The sequence below is a fragment of the Alphaproteobacteria bacterium genome, assembly GCA_017308135.1.
In the GTDB taxonomy this organism is placed as follows: Bacteria; Pseudomonadota; Alphaproteobacteria; order CACIAM-22H2; family CACIAM-22H2; genus Tagaea.
In genome coordinates this window covers 747,497-762,160 of record JAFKFM010000008.1, presented here as the reverse complement: position 1 = coordinate 762,160, position 14,664 = coordinate 747,497, and the positions used below count along the sequence as shown (strand labels likewise).

Below are 14,664 nucleotides of genomic sequence, written 5' to 3'. Positions count from 1 at the left end.
GCTTCGCGAGAAGCCGTCCTTCGTCGTTCAGGCGTTGCGCCGGCTTAGGCGGTTTTCTTGCCGCGTTGAACCGCGATATCGCCCAAATGGCGCAGATTGGCGAACGAGACGAGGTGCAGATAGACGAGGCCGAGCCCGCCCGATTTGCGCAGCTCCAGGAACTTGTCGTCGGGCAGTTCGTTCAATTTCCGCTCGTCGACGATGCCGAAACCCTGGAAGCCCACCGTCTCGCCGCTGGCGAGCTTGGCTTCGATCCGGCGTTCGATCAGCAGGCCCAGATCGCCGAGCAGTTTGACGATCTGCGCGGTGCGCACCTGGTCGCGATGGATATCGGCTCCCAATTGCAGCATGCGGTCGAGATACGCCGATTTCTTGCCGTTCTCGAAAAAGCGCATGCCTTGTTCGGTCGAGACCAGCGGCGAGCCTTCGTCGATGCAAAGGATCAGGCGCTGGCCGTCGTTCGACTGCGCGATCAGGAAGGGGTAGCGGCGCAAATAGGCGGGCATATAGGCGCCCTGGCGCCATTTGCCGTCGTCGCCGACATAGAGATTCTCGTCGGCGCGCAGGCCGACCAGCACGGCCGCCATCGGCGACGGCTTGGTCACGAACACGATGGGGTATTCGCGCGCCGCGACCGGGAATTCGGCACCCGTGATCGGCACGGCGCGGGTCTTGGCGGCGAATTTGAAATCGCGGGTTTCCAGCACCGCGAATTGCTCGTGACGCTGGGGATCGATCGGCCGCACGCGGGCATAGAGCGGCGGCATGTCGCCCGAAGGGGCGGCTTCGCGGATCGCCGGGGCGGAGGCGGCTGCCGGCGCGGGCGCCTTCGCGGGTGCGGGCGCCGGTTTGGCCGCCGGTTTGGCGGCTTGTTTGGCGGCGGGTGGGCGGGTCGGTTTTTCGGCCATTGTTTCCCCGGTTTATCGTTCCGTCATTGCGCGGTCGGTCGTCTTGAGGATCGGCTTCAGAAGATACTGCAAGATCGTCCGTTCGCCAGTAACGATATCGACTTGTGCGGTCATACCGGGGGAAATCGGCAACGGCCGATCGGGGGTCCCCAAAGCCATCCGGTCGGCGCGCACGCGCACCAGGAACCAGGGCTCGCCCTTGTCGTCGGGGATCGAGTCCGCGCTGATCGCCGAAACAACGCCCTTGATCCCGCCATAGATGGAGAAATCGTAGGCGGTGATTTTCACAAGCGCTTCCTGGCCGATATGGACGAAGGCGATATCCATCGGGCGCACGCGCGCCTCGACCAGCAATTCGTCCTCGCCGGGGACGATTTCCATGATGACGGAGCCGGGTTCGAGCACGCCGCCGATGGTGCGCACGGCGATCTGCTTCACGGTGCCTGCGACCGGCGAGCGCACGTCGCGGCGCGCGACGCGATCGGCCATCGAGCGCAGAATTTCGGCGGTCGCCGAGAATTCGGCGCGCACGCGGGCGAGTTCGGTCGAGGCTTCGCGCTGATAGGTGCGGCCGCGCTCGTCGAGCTTGGCTTCGACTTCGGCGATCGCCGCGCGCAAACCCGGTATCTGGAAGCGCGTCGTGCGCAGCTGGCCTTCGATCTCGTTCGACTGGCGTTGCAGGCGCAGAAGATCGAGCTGCGAGCGATAGCCGCGCTCGGCCACTTCGCGCACGATCTCGAGCTCGCGATTGGACAGGTCGAGGCTGCGCGACAGCCAAATCTCCCGATCGACCAATGTGCGCAGCTCCTGCTGGCGCTGGGCGAGGTTGCGGCCGAGACCTTCGCGCGCGGCGTCGAGTTCTTCCTTGCGCGCGGCGAACAGCGAACGTTCGGTCTCGACGAAGGAAACGCCTTCGCGCAGCGCTTCCTCGGGGAAGGTGACGTTGGGGCGCACCGCCGCTTCCGCTTCCAGGCGCGACGCGGCCGCCATCAACGCGAGATATTTCTGCCGGTTCTGCTGCAATTCCGACGCGAAGGCGATGTCGTCGATGCGCGCGAGCATCTGGCCGACGGTGACGCGATCGCCTTCGCCGACATAGAGCCGTTCGAGAATGCCGCCTTCGAGATTCTGGATGCGCTGGATCTGCAGCGACGGCACGACCTTGCCTTGGCCGGACGCGTAGGTATCGAGCTTGCCGACCGCCGCCCAGGCGCCCAGCGATACGATCAGCGCCGCGACCGCGATCAGGAACAGAGCGCCGCCGGCGGGCGGCGTGATCAACGCGCCGGAAAGCCGGTCGGGCGGGGGGAGGGCGCGCGCGGGAAGCGACATGCTCAATTCCCCACGCGTTCGACCGCGCGTCCGCCGCCTTGCGGCGGCGTGCGGCGCTTGGCCAGCGCATCGAGCACGCGTTCGCGCGGACCGTCGGCGATGATGCGGCCGCGATCGACGACGATCAGGCGCGAAACGAGGGTGAGCAGCGACGGGCGATGCGCGATCAGCACCAGCGTGCGGCCGTCGAGAACTTCCTCCAGGCGGATCTTCATCGCCTGTTCGGAGCCTTGGTCCATCGCCGAGGTCGGCTCGTCCATCGCCAGCACGCGCGGCTTCAACAGCAGCGCGCGCGCCAGCGCGATCGCTTGGCGCTGGCCACCGGACAGGCGCTCGCCGCGTTCGCCCACGGCCCAGTCATAGCCTTCCGGATGCTGGCGCACGAATTCGTCGACGCCCGCGAGCTGGGCGGCTTCCAGGATTTGCGCGTCGTCCGCCAGGGGGGCCCCCAGCGAGATATTCTCGCGCACCGAGCCCGCGAACAGCACCACGTCCTGCGGCACGCAACCGATATGCTTGCGCAGATCTTCGGGCGCCAATTGGCGGATATCGGCACCACCGACCATGATCTGGCCTTCTTTGGCGGTGTAGAGACCGAGAATGAGTTTGAGGATCGAGCTTTTGCCCGAGCCGATCGGCCCGACGATACCCACGCGCTCGCCCGGGCGGATCGTGAAGCTCACGTTGCGCAGCACTTCGTTGCCTTGACCCGGATAGGCGAAGGACACGTTGCGGAACTCGATCTCGCCCGTCAGGCCCGTGCGCTCCAGATAGCGCTTCTTGGAATTGCCTTCCTGCGGCAGCTTCATGATCTGATCGAGCGTTTGCAGCGAGGCTTGGCTTTGCTTCAAACGCGTGAGCAGGGCGGCGATCTGGCCGATCGGCGCCATCGCGCGGCCCGCGAGCATCGTGCAGGCGATCAAGGCACCGGTCGTCAGCGACATCTCGACGAACAGATAGACTCCGTGGACGATCATGATCATCGTCGTCAGGTTCTGCGCCAGCGACGAGAAGTTGATCGCCAGCGACGACCAAGTGCGCGACTTGACCGCCGCTTCGGCCGAAGCGCCGACCGACGCTTCCCAGCGCTGCTGCATTTTGTCGCCCGCGCCGACGGCCTTGATGGTTTCAAGGCCCGAGATTGTTTCGACCAGCACGCCGTGGCGCAACGCCGCCAGCGCCATCGCTTGCTTGACGACGCGTTCGAGCGGGATCTGGATCAGCACACCGACAAGCAGCACCAGCGGAATGGCGATTAGCGGCGTGAGCACCAGCCAGCCGCCGATCCACCAGATCAGCGCCAGGAACATCACCACGAAGGGCAGATCGACCAGTGTGTTGACCGTGGCGGAGGAGAAGAACTCGCGCAGCGATTCGAATTCGCGCAGGTTGTTGGCGAAGCCGCCGGCGGTCGGCGGGCGCGCCTCCAGCCGGATGCGGATCACTTGGTCGAAGATGCGGCTGGCGAGCAGCGCGTCGACATTCTTGCCCGCGTGGTCGACGAAATAACCGCGCAGCATGCGGATCGCGAAATCGAACAGATAGACGAGCAGGATGCCCGACGAGAGCACGAACAACGTCTCGATGGCGCCGTTGGGCACGACGCGGTCGTAAACGCTCATCGAATACATCGGCGCCACGGTCGCCATCACGTTGACGACGACGGAGGCGAGCAGCACGTGAATATAGGTGGGCCAGGCGAGGAACAGCGCCTGCCAGAACCAGCGCTTGCCGCGCGGCGGCGCGGTTTTTTCCTCGACGTCTTCCTCGTCGGGCTTGCGGCGCAACTGCGCGAACACGCAAGCGCCCGCGTAGATCTTGCCGAGATCCTCGAAGCCGTACCATTCGAAGCGGTCGTCTTCGGGCCAATAGACGCGCAAAGCGTCGGGCTTGGCGTCGGCCGCGATCGCCGCCTCGCCGTTTTTCAACAGCAGCACGGCGGGAAGGGGCTGGCGCGGGATCGCCTCCAGCATCATCGTGCGCGCTTCGGCCTCAATGCCGATTTTGGCGCAATTCTCGACGAAGGCGGCGGGCGTGTCGGCGGCCTGGACGAGGGCGGCGGCCGCGTCGGCCAGATCGAAATGCTTGGCGATCGCCGGGAAGCAGGCGGCGAGCGTTCCCCGCCGGCGCTGCGGCGCCGGTTCGGCTTCGGACGGGGGCGGTGTCGCGTTCACGTCAAACGAACTCCTCCGCTTCCATCCCCACCCGGGATTCTTCAAGCGGATGGGTTCGGCGGATCATCGGACGATATCCGGTTAACGTTAAAGGTTCCCTAAAATTTTCGGATATTGCAGATGCGTTCTAAAAAACAATATTTATATCAATGGGTTTAGAGAGTATATTGACGTTCATTCTTGCTGCCGAATAGACATGACCGACAGTCCCGCCGCCGACGTTCTCGTTCAAAGCATGACCCGCGCCCTCCTCGACGACCGCGAGGCGGCAATCGAGGGCATTTTCAAATCCGCCGATCTGGTCCTGCCTTATGCGTGCTGGACGCCCGACGTGGCGACCCTGCCGCACGCCACGTTGCGCGCCTTCGCGGAAAGCATGCCGCTTTTCGCGCGCGGCGGGATGGCGGCGGTGCTGGACGCGTTGCAGGCGCCAAGCCATGCCGAGATCGCGGCCAATTCGCTGGTCGTCCGCCTGCTCGACGACGGCGACATGGAATATGTCCATTACGGCGAGACGCTTGCCGGTACCGGCGGCTATTCCTGGGCCGGGCAGCGTTTATCGTCGATGGCCACGCGCACGCATTTCGCGCGTTATTATCAGGCGGGATATCTGGCGGCCGGCAAACGGCGCAAGACGCTTTATACCGAAAACGCCGGCGGCGCCGGCTTCGCGGTGCGCACTTGGTGCCGCTTCGTGGTGCCCGTCGGTGCGCCGCGCGGCCCCATCGAAGGCTTCGCGGTCGGCAATATCGGGCTGTCCGGGCCGCCGATGTGGCGTGCGGTCAGCCCGCGCGGGGCGAGCCCCGAGATCGTCGCGCGCTGCAACGATCGCCATCGCCGCTTCGCGTTGGAAACCGCCGCCGCCTTGACGCGCGCGGCCGACCGCTCCGCGGTGCAGATGCTGGATGGCGGGCCGATCCCGTTCGGGCTGCTGGCGGTCGACGCGTCGCGCTTGCGCTACGCCAATGCCGGTTTTCTCGACGCGTTCGGGCTCGACGCGCAAGGCCTTGCCGCGTTCGAGCCCGCGTCGATGTTCGCCGACACCGCCATTTGGAAGAAGGTCGCCGAAACGATCGTCGCGGGCGGTGCGCCCGAGCAGATCGAGACCGACATCATGCTGGCGCGCGGGCGCAAGGCGCATATGCGCCTGACCTTCGCGCGCGGCAGCTATAACGGCGGGGCCGGGATCGCAATCTGGCTGATCGATCTTTCGCAGCGCCGCGCGCTGGAACTCGAACTCGTCGCCGCGCGCGAAGCGGCGGAGGAGGCCGCGCGCGCGAAAGCGGGATTCCTCGCGGCGATGAGCCACGATCTACGCACGCCGCTCAACGCCATCATCGGCTTCGGCGAATTGATCACGCGCATCGCGTCCGATCCCGCGAAGGGCCCAGCGCAGCTCACCAAGATCGCCGATTACGCGACGAGCGTGACCCATTCGGGCGAATTGCTACGCACGCTGGTCGAGAACGTGCTGGAAGCGGCACGGCTGGAAAGCGGCAAACTCGAATTGGCGCGCGAACGGCTGAACGTCGCGGACACGCTGGGCCTCGCCTTGGAAACGCTGGCGATGGCGGCGTCGCAGAAAGGCGTTTCGTTGGCCGCCGATCTCGCCCCCGATGTCGAGATCGAAGCGGATGCGCGCGCCCTTTCGCAGATCGCGCTAAATTTGATCGGCAACGCGATCAAATATACCGATGCGGGCGGTGCCGTGCGCGTGCGTTTGACGCGCGGCGACGATGGCAGCGCTGAATTGGAGATCGCGGATAACGGCTGCGGGATCGGGCCGGCGGATCTCGCCCGCGTCGTCAAACCGTTCGAGCGCGGCGAGCGCGAAGCGGGAACGCCGCGCGACGGCGTGGGCTTGGGCCTTGCCATCGCCAAAGGTTTGGTCGAAGCGCAAAACGGCACGCTCGATATCGCCTCGGCGCCCGGCAAAGGCACGACGATCGTCGTGCGATTGCCGTAACTCAGGCGAGTTCGCGCGTCGCGAAGCTTTTGTATTTTTCGGGATCGAAGAAATTCGTGCCGGCGAGATAGCCGCGCCCCGGCGACATATCGGGCGGCCGGCCGGGCTCGCCCGCACCTTCGAACGTCAATTCCAGCTGCACGCCCGACGGGTCGTAGACGAACAACTGCCACAGCGTCGTGCCGGGCACGAGGAACTCGCGGTAAGGCAGGCCGAAGCTCTCGAGTTTCGCGCGATAGTCGTGGAAGCCGATCGCGGCGAGCGAAACGTGGTCGATCGCAGCCGTGCCGTTGGGCGCGATGCCCGAGGGGCCCATGGCGGGTCCGCCAGCATAGATATGGAAGATTGCGTCGCCGCCGGGCATGGGCAAGGCAAGCCACGCGCCGGGAAAATCGAAGGCCGGGCGCTTGGCTTGGCGCAAGCCCAGCACGTCGCAATAGAAACGCACCGTGGCGCCGAGATCGGCGGTTTTGATGGCGATATGGAAAAGTCCGGTCAGTGGCATGGCGCCAGTTTAACCCAACGGCGCGGTCGCGGAAATCTCAATCCGCTCCTTGCCTTTGCCCGGGTTGCGGCGTTTCAGCGCGATCGCGCCGATTTCGCCGCTGCGCTTCAAATGCGTGCCGCCGCACGGCACGCGCGCGAAACCTTCGATCTCCCAATAGCGCCGCTCGGCCGTTTCCATCCCCGGTTCGAAAGCGGACAGGATCGGCCGGTCGGCGGCGACGATCGCGTTGGCCGCATCGGCGATGGCGGGCAAGGCGGGGGCGACATTTTCGGGCCAAACGAAATCGATCCGCGCCTTGTCGGGGGCGATATGCGCGCCGATCCGCTCGACGCCGGGAAATTGCCGCACGGCGAGTTCGAGCACGATCTCCGCCGCGAAATGCAGGCGCATCAAGGCGTAGCGCCGCGCCCAATCGATCTGGACTTTCACGGCGCGGCCCGGCGTCAAGCCATGGCCGGGATCGAGCGCGTAATCGATGCGGCCGTCGTCATGCAGCGTCGCTTGGCGCACGGGGCACCCGGCGATACTGCCGTGATCGCTTTCCTGGCCGCCGCATTCGGCGAAGAAGATCGTCCGGTCGAGTTCGATCCAATCCACGCCGGCGGCCGTCACGGTCGCGTCGCACTGCGTCGCGTACGGATCGCTCCAGAACAGTTTCGCGGTCATGCCAATTCGTCGCGCCAGAAATCGAGCAACGCGGCCCGCGCGCGCGCGGGCGAATAGGCGGCGACCGTCGCCGCACCGGCATCGAGCATCGCCTGATGCTTGGCGGGATCCTTATCGACCATGTCGATCGCGGCGGCGAGCGCGTCGACGCAAGCAAGCCAATCCTCCTCCGCCGCCCAAAAGCCGTTCGCTTCGGACATATATTCGCGCCCGCCATCGCCCTTGAACCCGGCCGGAATGGCTTTGCACGCCATCGCTTCGAGCGGCGGCAGACCGAAGGATTCGCGATGCGACAGCGACAGGAACCATTGTACCCGCGCCATTTCCGCCGCCGCCTGGGCCGACGTGGCGCCGTCGACCGACAGCCAGGGAATATCGGCGTGGCGCTTGTGGCGGCGTTTGAACGTGTGGTGGATCAATGCCGCCAGATCGGCGCGTTTGCGCGGCATCAGCAAAATCGCGCGCGTTTTGGCGGCGGGCGCGTATTCGGCCGGGTCGATCGCGTAGGGCACGATCGGAATGTCGACGTTATAGACGTCGCGGAAGAAATCGCGCACCGCCACACTCGATCCCAACACGCGATCGACGCCGAACTCCGCGATACCCGCCATTGGGTCCGCACCGAAGGGCAAATAATACTGGTTCTGGCAGAACAGAATGCGCCGTATCGGCGCGTTCGCCAGCGGCGCCAATAGATGCGGCAAACCTTCGGGCACGACGATGCGGTCGCCCGCCTGCGGCGTATAGGCAAGATCGAGCTTTGCGCGCGAGGCGTAGAAGTCCTGAGCGGGCGGGGCGGCCATGGCGATCGCCGCGTCGAACCCCGCCGCCACCAGCCATTCGACATGGCGGTGAATGGTCGCCACACCGCCGAACGGCTTGTCGAACGGATGCAGCAGATAGCGCAGGCGGCCCATATCAGCCGTACCGGGAATCGGTCGTCGGGATCATGACGGAAGCGTAACCCGGCACCCGGATCGGACCAAACCCCCTGGCGCGAATTGCGAATCAGGGCAATTTCGCGCCCCTTTTTGCGCTTCCGCACGAACCCGCGAGGACCCTGGCATATCCATTGCTTGATCCACCGTAGGGCGTGTCGGACGCCCGAAACCAAGAATTAGGAGGGCCCATGCCCCTGGACCGTTTTTCCCGCCGCTCGTTCCTGCAAGGTACCGCTGCCGGCGCCGCCGCCTTGTCGCTGGGCGACATCAAGCTGGCCGCCGCCCAGGCGAAGGTGACCATCGGTATCGTCTATGTCGGTCCGAAGGACGATTTCGGCTGGAACCAGGCCCATGCGGTCAACGTCGCGGCGTTGCGCAGCCTGCCGAACGTGACGATCGTCGAGGAGGAGAACGTGCCCGAGACAGCGGCCGTTCTCAAATCGATGGAGTCGATGATCAATCTCGAGGGCGCGAACCTCATCCTCGCGACCTCGTTCGGCTATTTCAATCCGTTCATGGTCGATGCGGCCAAGAAATATCCGAAGGTCACGTTCCGCCACGCCGCCCCGTTGTGGGAAAAGGACAAGCACCCGGCCAACGCGGGTAGCTATTTCGGCTATCTCGATCAGGCGCATTACATCAACGGCGTGGCCGCGGGCCTTGCGACCAAGACCAACAAGATCGGCTTCGTCGCCGCCAAGCCGATCTCCTCGGTGTTGCGCAACATCAACTCGGTTCTGTGGGGCGCGCGCTCGGTCAATCCGAACGTCACGCTGCAGCTGATCTTCACCGGCGATTGGGCGTTGCCCGTGCGCGAAGCGGAAGCCGCCAACGCGCTCGCCGGCGCGAGTTGCGACATTCTGACCTGTCACGTGGACAGCCCGAAGGTCGTGATCGAAACGGCCGAGCGGCGCGGGATCATGAGCCTGGGGCATAACGCGAGCCAAGCCGCGTTGGCGCCCAAAGGCTTCATCACCGGGGCGGAGTATAAGTGGGAGACGATCTATCGTTCCTACGCCGACAACATCGCCAAGGGCCAGCCCGTGCCGAATATGCTGGCCGGCGGCTACGAGAAGGACATGGTGCGCAACACCGCTTACGGTGCGGGCGCGCCCGAGGCCGCGCGCAAGGCGGCCGACGCGGCGATCGCCGATCTCAAGGCCGGCAAGCGCATCCTGAAAGGCCCGGTCAAGGACAACAAGGGCGCCGTGGCGCTGCCCAGCGCGGATGGCTACGACAATCTCGATCGCGTGCTCGACGGCATGAACTTCCTCGCCGACGGCGTGGTCGGGTCGATCACCTAAGGGACCGGGGCGGATGCGCAATCATCCGCCCCTTTCTTTTCCGGCCGAAGGATGACCGACATCGCCCGTTCCGCCGCCGCCGCGCCGCAAAGCATTTTCGATTCCGATTGGATGATCCGCGTGCGGCGCGGATCGGAAGCGCTCGCCATTCCCATCGCGGCGCTGCTGGTGTCGGCGGTGCTGTTCTCGGTCTTCCTGCTGGCGCTGGGCAAGTCGCCCGCGCAGTTCTACCAACTCATTTGGCTTGGCGGTTTCGGCACGGGCTTCTCGTGGTCGAATACGCTGCTGCGCGCGGCCCCGGTCATGCTGACCGCTCTGGCGGTGGCGGTCCCCGCGCGCCTGGGCCTTACCATGATCGGCGGGGAGGGGGCGTTGGTGCTCGGCGGCTTCACCGCCGCGGCCATCGCCATTCCGTTGATCGGCGGCGGCGCGCCGTTCGTCATGCATATTCTGATGTTCGCGGGCGCGCTGGCGGTTGGGGCCGCCTGGGTCGGGATCGCGGGCGCCTTGCGCCAGTTCCGCGGCGTCAACGAAACGATCTCGACGCTGCTGCTTTCCTACATCGCCATCGCGATCATGAATTTCTTCGTCGAGGGCGCGTTGCGCGACCCCGCCGATCCCAACAAGCCGTCGACCAAGGCGCTGGAAAGTGCCGAGATGATCGGAAAGCTGCCGGGCGTGGACGTGCATTGGGGATTGGCGTTCGCCGTCGTCGCCTGCGTCGCCGTCTATATCCTGATGTTCCGCACGACCTTCGGCTTCGCCTGCAAGATCGCGGGCGGCAATGCGCGCGCGGCCCTGGCGCAAGGCTTGCCGGTCGGGCGGCTCGTCATCGTCGCGACCTTGATCGCGGGCGCGTGCGCCGGCATGGCCGGGTATTTCGAAGTCGCGGCGGTGCACGGCAAGGCGAATGCGTCGCTCGCCACCGGTTACGGCTTCACCGGAATCCTGGTCGCGTTCCTCGCGCGCCAGCATCCTTTGGCGATCGTGCCGGTGGCGATCTTGTTCGGCGGTATCGCGGCGGCGGGCGGCATCATTCAACGCCGAATGGGCTTGCCCGATGCGACGGTGCTGCTGCTGCAAGGTCTGACCTTCGTCGTGCTGCTGGCGAGCGAGACGTTCTATGGGCGCCTTGCGATCTTCAACCCCAAAGCGCGGACGGAGCGTACCTGATGGATGCCGGCCTCGCCCTTTCGACCGTGATCGCCGCGATGCTGGGCGGTGCGATCCGTGTGACCACACCATTCCTGTTCGTCGCGTTGGGCGAAATGCTGACCGAGCGGTCGGGGCGGATCAATCTCGGCCTCGAAGGCACGCTGGTGCTCGGCGCCATGACCGCCTACGCGTTTTCCTACGGCACCGGTTCGCCCTGGATCGGCGTGCTGGCGGCGGGCTGCTTCGGCTTTCTGATGGGCACGCTGCACGCGACGATCTGCCGCTTGCCGGGCGTCAACGATATCGCCGTCGGCATCGCGTTGATGCTGTTCGGCACGGGCATCGCGTTCTTCTTCGGCAAGCCCTACATCCAGCCGACGGCGCCGCGTCTGCCGTCGATCTCGCTGGGGGCGTGGACGGGCGACCCGCGTTTCGAACAGGCGCTGCAGATCAATCCGCTGTTCCTGATCGGTATCGCGCTGGCGATCTTCCTCGCCTGGGCTTTGAAGAACACGCGCATGGGCCTCGTGCTGCGCGTGACGGGCGACAGCGAAGCGGCGGCGCGCGCCCTCGGCCATCCGGTGATGCTGATCCGGTTGCTCGCGACCGCCGTGGGCGGGTTCTTCGCGGGCGTGGGCGGCGCGTTCCTGTCGCTTTACTATCCCGGCAGTTGGAACGAAGGCTTGTCGTCGGGCCAAGGCTTGATGGCCGTGGCACTCGTCATCTTCGCGCGCTGGGACCCCATCCGCTGCTTGTACGCCGCGTTGCTGTTCGGGGCGGCGGGGGCGTTGGGGCCGGCGCTCCAATCCATCGGCGTGACGCAAGGCTATTACTTCTTCAATGCCGCCCCTTACATTCTGACGCTGTTCCTGATGATCGGCTCGGCGGGTTCCAAGAAAGCCTTGCGCGATGCGCCGGGCGAATTGTCGTTGACGCGGTGACCGGCATGACGAACGAACGCCGCGCCATCGGTCTGGAAGCCGTCAAGATGCGCAAAGTCTTTGGCGGGCTCGTCGCGCTCGACGACGTCTCGCTGAAAGTGCCCGCCGGTACGTTCCATGCGCTGTTGGGAGAGAACGGCGCGGGCAAGTCCACGCTCGTCAAATGCATCATGGGCTTCTACAAACCCGATGGCGGCCAGGTTCTGGTCGACGGGCGGCAAAGCGCCATCGCCAATCCGCGCGAGGCGGCCGAAGCCGGGATCGGCATGGTCTATCAGCATTTCACGCTGGTGCCCTCGCTGACCGGGGCCGAGAACCTCGTCGTGTCGCGCCCGCGCGGGTCGCAGATCATCGATTGGAAAGCCGAGCACGCGGCGCTGGAGGAATTCCTCGCCCGCATGCCGTTCCGCGCGCCGCTCGACAAGCCCGTCCACATGCTGTCGGCGGGCGAGAAGCAGAAACTCGAAATCCTCAAGCAGCTTTTCCTCGACCAGCGCTTCATCATCCTCGACGAGCCGACGTCTGTACTGACGCCCGACGAGGCTGACGAAGTGCTCGGCTTGCTGCGCGGCATGACCCAGCGCGGCGAGGTCACCGTGCTGATGATCACGCATAAATTCCGCGAAGTGCAGGCTTTCGCCGACGACCTGACCGTGCTGCGTAAAGGCGCTTACGCGGGCGCGGGCAAAGTCAGCGAAACGCCGGTCGACGCGATGGCCAAGATGATGATCGGCGATACGCAAATCCGCGAACGCGCGGCGCGCGTGGCGCATCAAGATGCGCCCGTCACGCTCGATATCGCCGGCGTGTGCGCCGACGCCGATGACGGCCGCGTGGCGATCGACGGGATCAATCTCAAAATCCATGCGGGCGAGATCGTCGGCATCGCGGGCGTCTCGGGCAACGGGCAGAGCGCTTTGGTCGAAGTTCTGTCCGGCCAGCGCCCGATGCGCGAAGGCCAGTTGACGATCAAGGGCGCGGAATTCGCGCCCAGCCGCCAGTCGATGGCAAAGTACAAGGTCTTCGGTCTGCCCGAGGAGCCGTTGAAGAACGCCGCCGTGCCCAATATGACGGTGGCGGAGAATATCGCGTTCCGGACCTTCGATCAGCCGCCGATCGCCACGCTCGGCTGGTGGCTGTCGGCGGCGCCGATGCGCAAGCGCGCGCAGGAACTGATCGCGCGTTATCGCGTGAAAACGCCCTCGGCCGACGCGCCCATCGCGGCGCTGTCGGGCGGCAACGTGCAGCGTGCCGTGCTGGCGCGCGAGCTTTCGGGCGAGGTCGACGTGCTGATCGTCGCCAATCCGTGTTTCGGGCTGGATTTCGCCTCGGTCGAGGAAATCCGCGCCCAGATCATGGATCAGCGCAATCGCGGGGCGGCGGTGCTGCTCGTGTCCGAAGATCTCGACGAAATCCTGTCGCTATCCGATCGCGTCGCCGTGATGTCGGAAGGCAAGATCGCCTATGTCGAGGCGGTCGGCAAAACCGATCGCGCGACGATCGGCCATCACATGGCCGGGCATGGTCACTAAAATGGACGAGATCGAGATTCCCGCACTGCCCGATGCGTTTCCCTTCGTGCCGGGCAAGACCGCGCTGGTCGTGATCGACATGCAGCGCGATTTCATCGAGCCCGGCGGTTTCGGCGCGGCGCTCGGCAACGACGTTTCGCGGCTTCAACCCGCGATCGAGCCGGTCGCGAAACTGCTCGCGCTGTTCCGCGCCAAAGGCTGGCCGATCGTCCATACGCGCGAATCCCATTTGCCAGATCTTTCCGATTGTCCGCCCGCGAAGCGCAAGGGCAAGCCGGGCTTGCGCATCGGCGATATCGGCAAGATGGGGCGCATCTTGGTGCGCGGTCAGCCCGGCAACGCGATCGTCGAACGTTGCGCGCCGATGAAAGGCGAAATCGAAATCGACAAGCCGGGGAAGGGGGCCTTCTACGCGACGGCGCTCGGCACCATTCTCGACCGCAAGGGAATCACGCATCTCGTCTTCGCGGGCGTAACGACGGAGGTTTGCGTCCAGACCTCGATGCGCGAAGCCAACGATCGCGGCTATGTGTGCTTGGTCGTCGAGGAAGCGACCGAAAGTTATTTCCCCGAATATAAATCGGCCGCTTTGTCGATGATTCGGGCGCAGGGCGGTATCGTCGGACGCACGGCGAAGCTCGCCGATCTGGAAACGGCGTTGGTCTAGACGCTTTCGCGTCCGTCTGCGCATAGTGGACGCAGCCCTTCTCCCCGGATCGAGTTTTCCATGAACCCCGCGCGCCGCGAATTGGGCTTCGAGGATATGAATCCGGGCGTGCCGCTCGATCCGGATATCGCGGAAATTTACGACTATTGGCACGGGCTGGCGCCCGACCGGCTACTGCCCGGCCGCCAGCATGTCGATCCCGCGGACATTCCCACGCGGTTGCTGCCGTCGCTTTGGCTGCTCGACGTTCAACGCGATCCGTTCCGCTTGCGCTATCGCTTGGTGGGCACGGCGATCGTCGAGGCGATGCGCGCCGATCCGACCGGCAAGTGGCTCGACGAAGCGCATCCGCACGTCAAGTCGCGCGCCGAGTTCTTCGAGCGTTACGAGCGTGTGGTACGTACCGGCATTCCCAGCCGGCGGCGCGGCATCGCGCAGCTTTGGATCCATGCCGATTACCGCGAGATCGAGAATTTGATTCTGCCGCTGGCGAGCGACGGCACGAATGTCGACATCATCCTGGTGTCGACCAAGCTGTTCCGATACGCGCCGGAGCGCCGCGCTTAGGCC

At 65.3% G+C, this 14,664-nt stretch carries 13 protein-coding genes; 7 read left to right on the top strand and 6 right to left on the bottom strand.

Annotated features, from left to right (window positions below; genetic code table 11):
* Positions 1 to 44 precede the first annotated feature (44 nt).
* Genes J0H39_11860 through J0H39_11850 form a run of 3 tightly spaced genes read right to left on the bottom strand, consistent with a single transcriptional unit; the run spans position 45 to position 4,414 of the window.
* Positions 45 to 908 carry a SapC family protein gene (locus J0H39_11860; protein MBN9497441.1) on the bottom strand — a complete coding sequence of 288 codons (864 nt, stop codon included), beginning with the start codon at positions 906 to 908 and terminating at the stop codon, positions 45 to 47.
* Between the two features lie 12 nt (positions 909 to 920).
* On the bottom strand, positions 921 to 2,240 hold the full coding sequence (locus J0H39_11855; protein MBN9497440.1) for an HlyD family type I secretion periplasmic adaptor subunit: 1,320 nt from the start codon (positions 2,238 to 2,240) through the stop codon (positions 921 to 923).
* Positions 2,241 to 2,242: 2 nt separating this feature from the next.
* Positions 2,243 to 4,414 (bottom strand): type I secretion system permease/ATPase, encoded by a 2,172-nt coding sequence (locus J0H39_11850; protein ID MBN9497439.1) that lies wholly within the window; start codon positions 4,412 to 4,414, stop codon positions 2,243 to 2,245.
* A gap of 196 nt (positions 4,415 to 4,610) precedes the next feature.
* Here J0H39_11850 and J0H39_11845 point away from each other — a divergent pair, with 196 nt between their 5' ends.
* Complete coding sequence (locus J0H39_11845) at positions 4,611 to 6,380, top strand: HAMP domain-containing histidine kinase (protein MBN9497438.1); 1,770 nt, start codon at positions 4,611 to 4,613, stop codon at positions 6,378 to 6,380.
* Position 6,381: 1 nt separating this feature from the next.
* Here J0H39_11845 and J0H39_11840 read toward each other — a convergent pair whose 3' ends face one another.
* Genes J0H39_11840 through J0H39_11830 form a run of 3 tightly spaced genes read right to left on the bottom strand, consistent with a single transcriptional unit; the run spans position 6,382 to position 8,471 of the window.
* The gene (locus tag J0H39_11840; GenBank protein MBN9497437.1) at positions 6,382 to 6,885 is read right to left on the bottom strand and encodes a VOC family protein; all 504 of its coding nucleotides are present in this window, start codon (positions 6,883 to 6,885) and stop codon (positions 6,382 to 6,384) included.
* 9 nt (positions 6,886 to 6,894) lie between these two features.
* Positions 6,895 to 7,554 (bottom strand): alanyl-tRNA editing protein, encoded by a 660-nt coding sequence (locus J0H39_11835; protein MBN9497436.1) that lies wholly within the window; start codon positions 7,552 to 7,554, stop codon positions 6,895 to 6,897.
* Complete coding sequence (locus J0H39_11830; protein ID MBN9497435.1) at positions 7,551 to 8,471, bottom strand: glycosyltransferase; 921 nt, start codon at positions 8,469 to 8,471, stop codon at positions 7,551 to 7,553. Before J0H39_11830 ends, J0H39_11835 begins: the two co-directional genes overlap by 4 nt.
* 212 nt (positions 8,472 to 8,683) lie before the next feature.
* Between J0H39_11830 and J0H39_11825 the strand changes: the two genes are divergently transcribed.
* Genes J0H39_11825 through J0H39_11800 form a run of 6 tightly spaced genes read left to right on the top strand, consistent with a single transcriptional unit; the run spans position 8,684 to position 14,661 of the window.
* On the top strand, positions 8,684 to 9,799 hold the full coding sequence (locus tag J0H39_11825; protein ID MBN9497434.1) for a BMP family ABC transporter substrate-binding protein: 1,116 nt from the start codon (positions 8,684 to 8,686) through the stop codon (positions 9,797 to 9,799).
* A 51-nt stretch (positions 9,800 to 9,850) separates the two neighbouring features.
* Positions 9,851 to 10,972, top strand: a complete 1,122-nt coding sequence (locus J0H39_11820) for an ABC transporter permease (protein MBN9497433.1) — start codon at positions 9,851 to 9,853, stop codon at positions 10,970 to 10,972.
* Positions 10,972 to 11,895: an ABC transporter permease gene (locus J0H39_11815; protein ID MBN9497432.1), complete on the top strand. Its 924-nt coding sequence runs from the start codon at positions 10,972 to 10,974 to the stop codon at positions 11,893 to 11,895. Before J0H39_11820 ends, J0H39_11815 begins: the two co-directional genes overlap by 1 nt.
* 47 nt (positions 11,896 to 11,942) lie before the next feature.
* The gene (locus J0H39_11810; GenBank protein MBN9497431.1) at positions 11,943 to 13,427 is read left to right on the top strand and encodes an ABC transporter ATP-binding protein; all 1,485 of its coding nucleotides are present in this window, start codon (positions 11,943 to 11,945) and stop codon (positions 13,425 to 13,427) included.
* Position 13,428: 1 nt separating this feature from the next.
* Positions 13,429 to 14,094 (top strand): cysteine hydrolase, encoded by a 666-nt coding sequence (locus J0H39_11805; GenBank protein MBN9497430.1) that lies wholly within the window; start codon positions 13,429 to 13,431, stop codon positions 14,092 to 14,094.
* A 60-nt stretch (positions 14,095 to 14,154) separates the two neighbouring features.
* Positions 14,155 to 14,661: a PAS domain-containing protein gene (locus J0H39_11800; protein ID MBN9497429.1), complete on the top strand. Its 507-nt coding sequence runs from the start codon at positions 14,155 to 14,157 to the stop codon at positions 14,659 to 14,661.
* Positions 14,662 to 14,664: the final 3 nt, after the last annotated feature.

Excerpts from the sequence above, each read along its gene's own strand:
- J0H39_11820 (MBN9497433.1), top strand. The coding sequence starts at position 9,851 with ATGACCGACATCGCCCGTTCCGCCGCCGCCGCGCCGCAAAGCATTTTC.
- J0H39_11825 (MBN9497434.1), top strand. The coding sequence starts at position 8,684 with ATGCCCCTGGACCGTTTTTCCCGCCGCTCGTTCCTGCAAGGTACCGCT.
- J0H39_11830 (MBN9497435.1), bottom strand. The coding sequence starts at position 8,471 with ATGGGCCGCCTGCGCTATCTGCTGCATCCGTTCGACAAGCCGTTCGGC.
- J0H39_11860 (MBN9497441.1), bottom strand. The coding sequence starts at position 908 with ATGGCCGAAAAACCGACCCGCCCACCCGCCGCCAAACAAGCCGCCAAA.
- J0H39_11835 (MBN9497436.1), bottom strand. The coding sequence starts at position 7,554 with ATGACCGCGAAACTGTTCTGGAGCGATCCGTACGCGACGCAGTGCGAC.
- J0H39_11810 (MBN9497431.1), top strand. The coding sequence starts at position 11,943 with ATGCGCAAAGTCTTTGGCGGGCTCGTCGCGCTCGACGACGTCTCGCTG.
- J0H39_11855 (MBN9497440.1), bottom strand. The coding sequence starts at position 2,240 with ATGTCGCTTCCCGCGCGCGCCCTCCCCCCGCCCGACCGGCTTTCCGGC.
- J0H39_11805 (MBN9497430.1), top strand. The coding sequence starts at position 13,429 with ATGGACGAGATCGAGATTCCCGCACTGCCCGATGCGTTTCCCTTCGTG.
- J0H39_11800 (MBN9497429.1), top strand. The coding sequence starts at position 14,155 with ATGAACCCCGCGCGCCGCGAATTGGGCTTCGAGGATATGAATCCGGGC.
- J0H39_11840 (MBN9497437.1), bottom strand. The coding sequence starts at position 6,885 with ATGCCACTGACCGGACTTTTCCATATCGCCATCAAAACCGCCGATCTC.
- J0H39_11845 (MBN9497438.1), top strand. The coding sequence starts at position 4,611 with ATGACCGACAGTCCCGCCGCCGACGTTCTCGTTCAAAGCATGACCCGC.
- J0H39_11815 (MBN9497432.1), top strand. The coding sequence starts at position 10,972 with ATGGATGCCGGCCTCGCCCTTTCGACCGTGATCGCCGCGATGCTGGGC.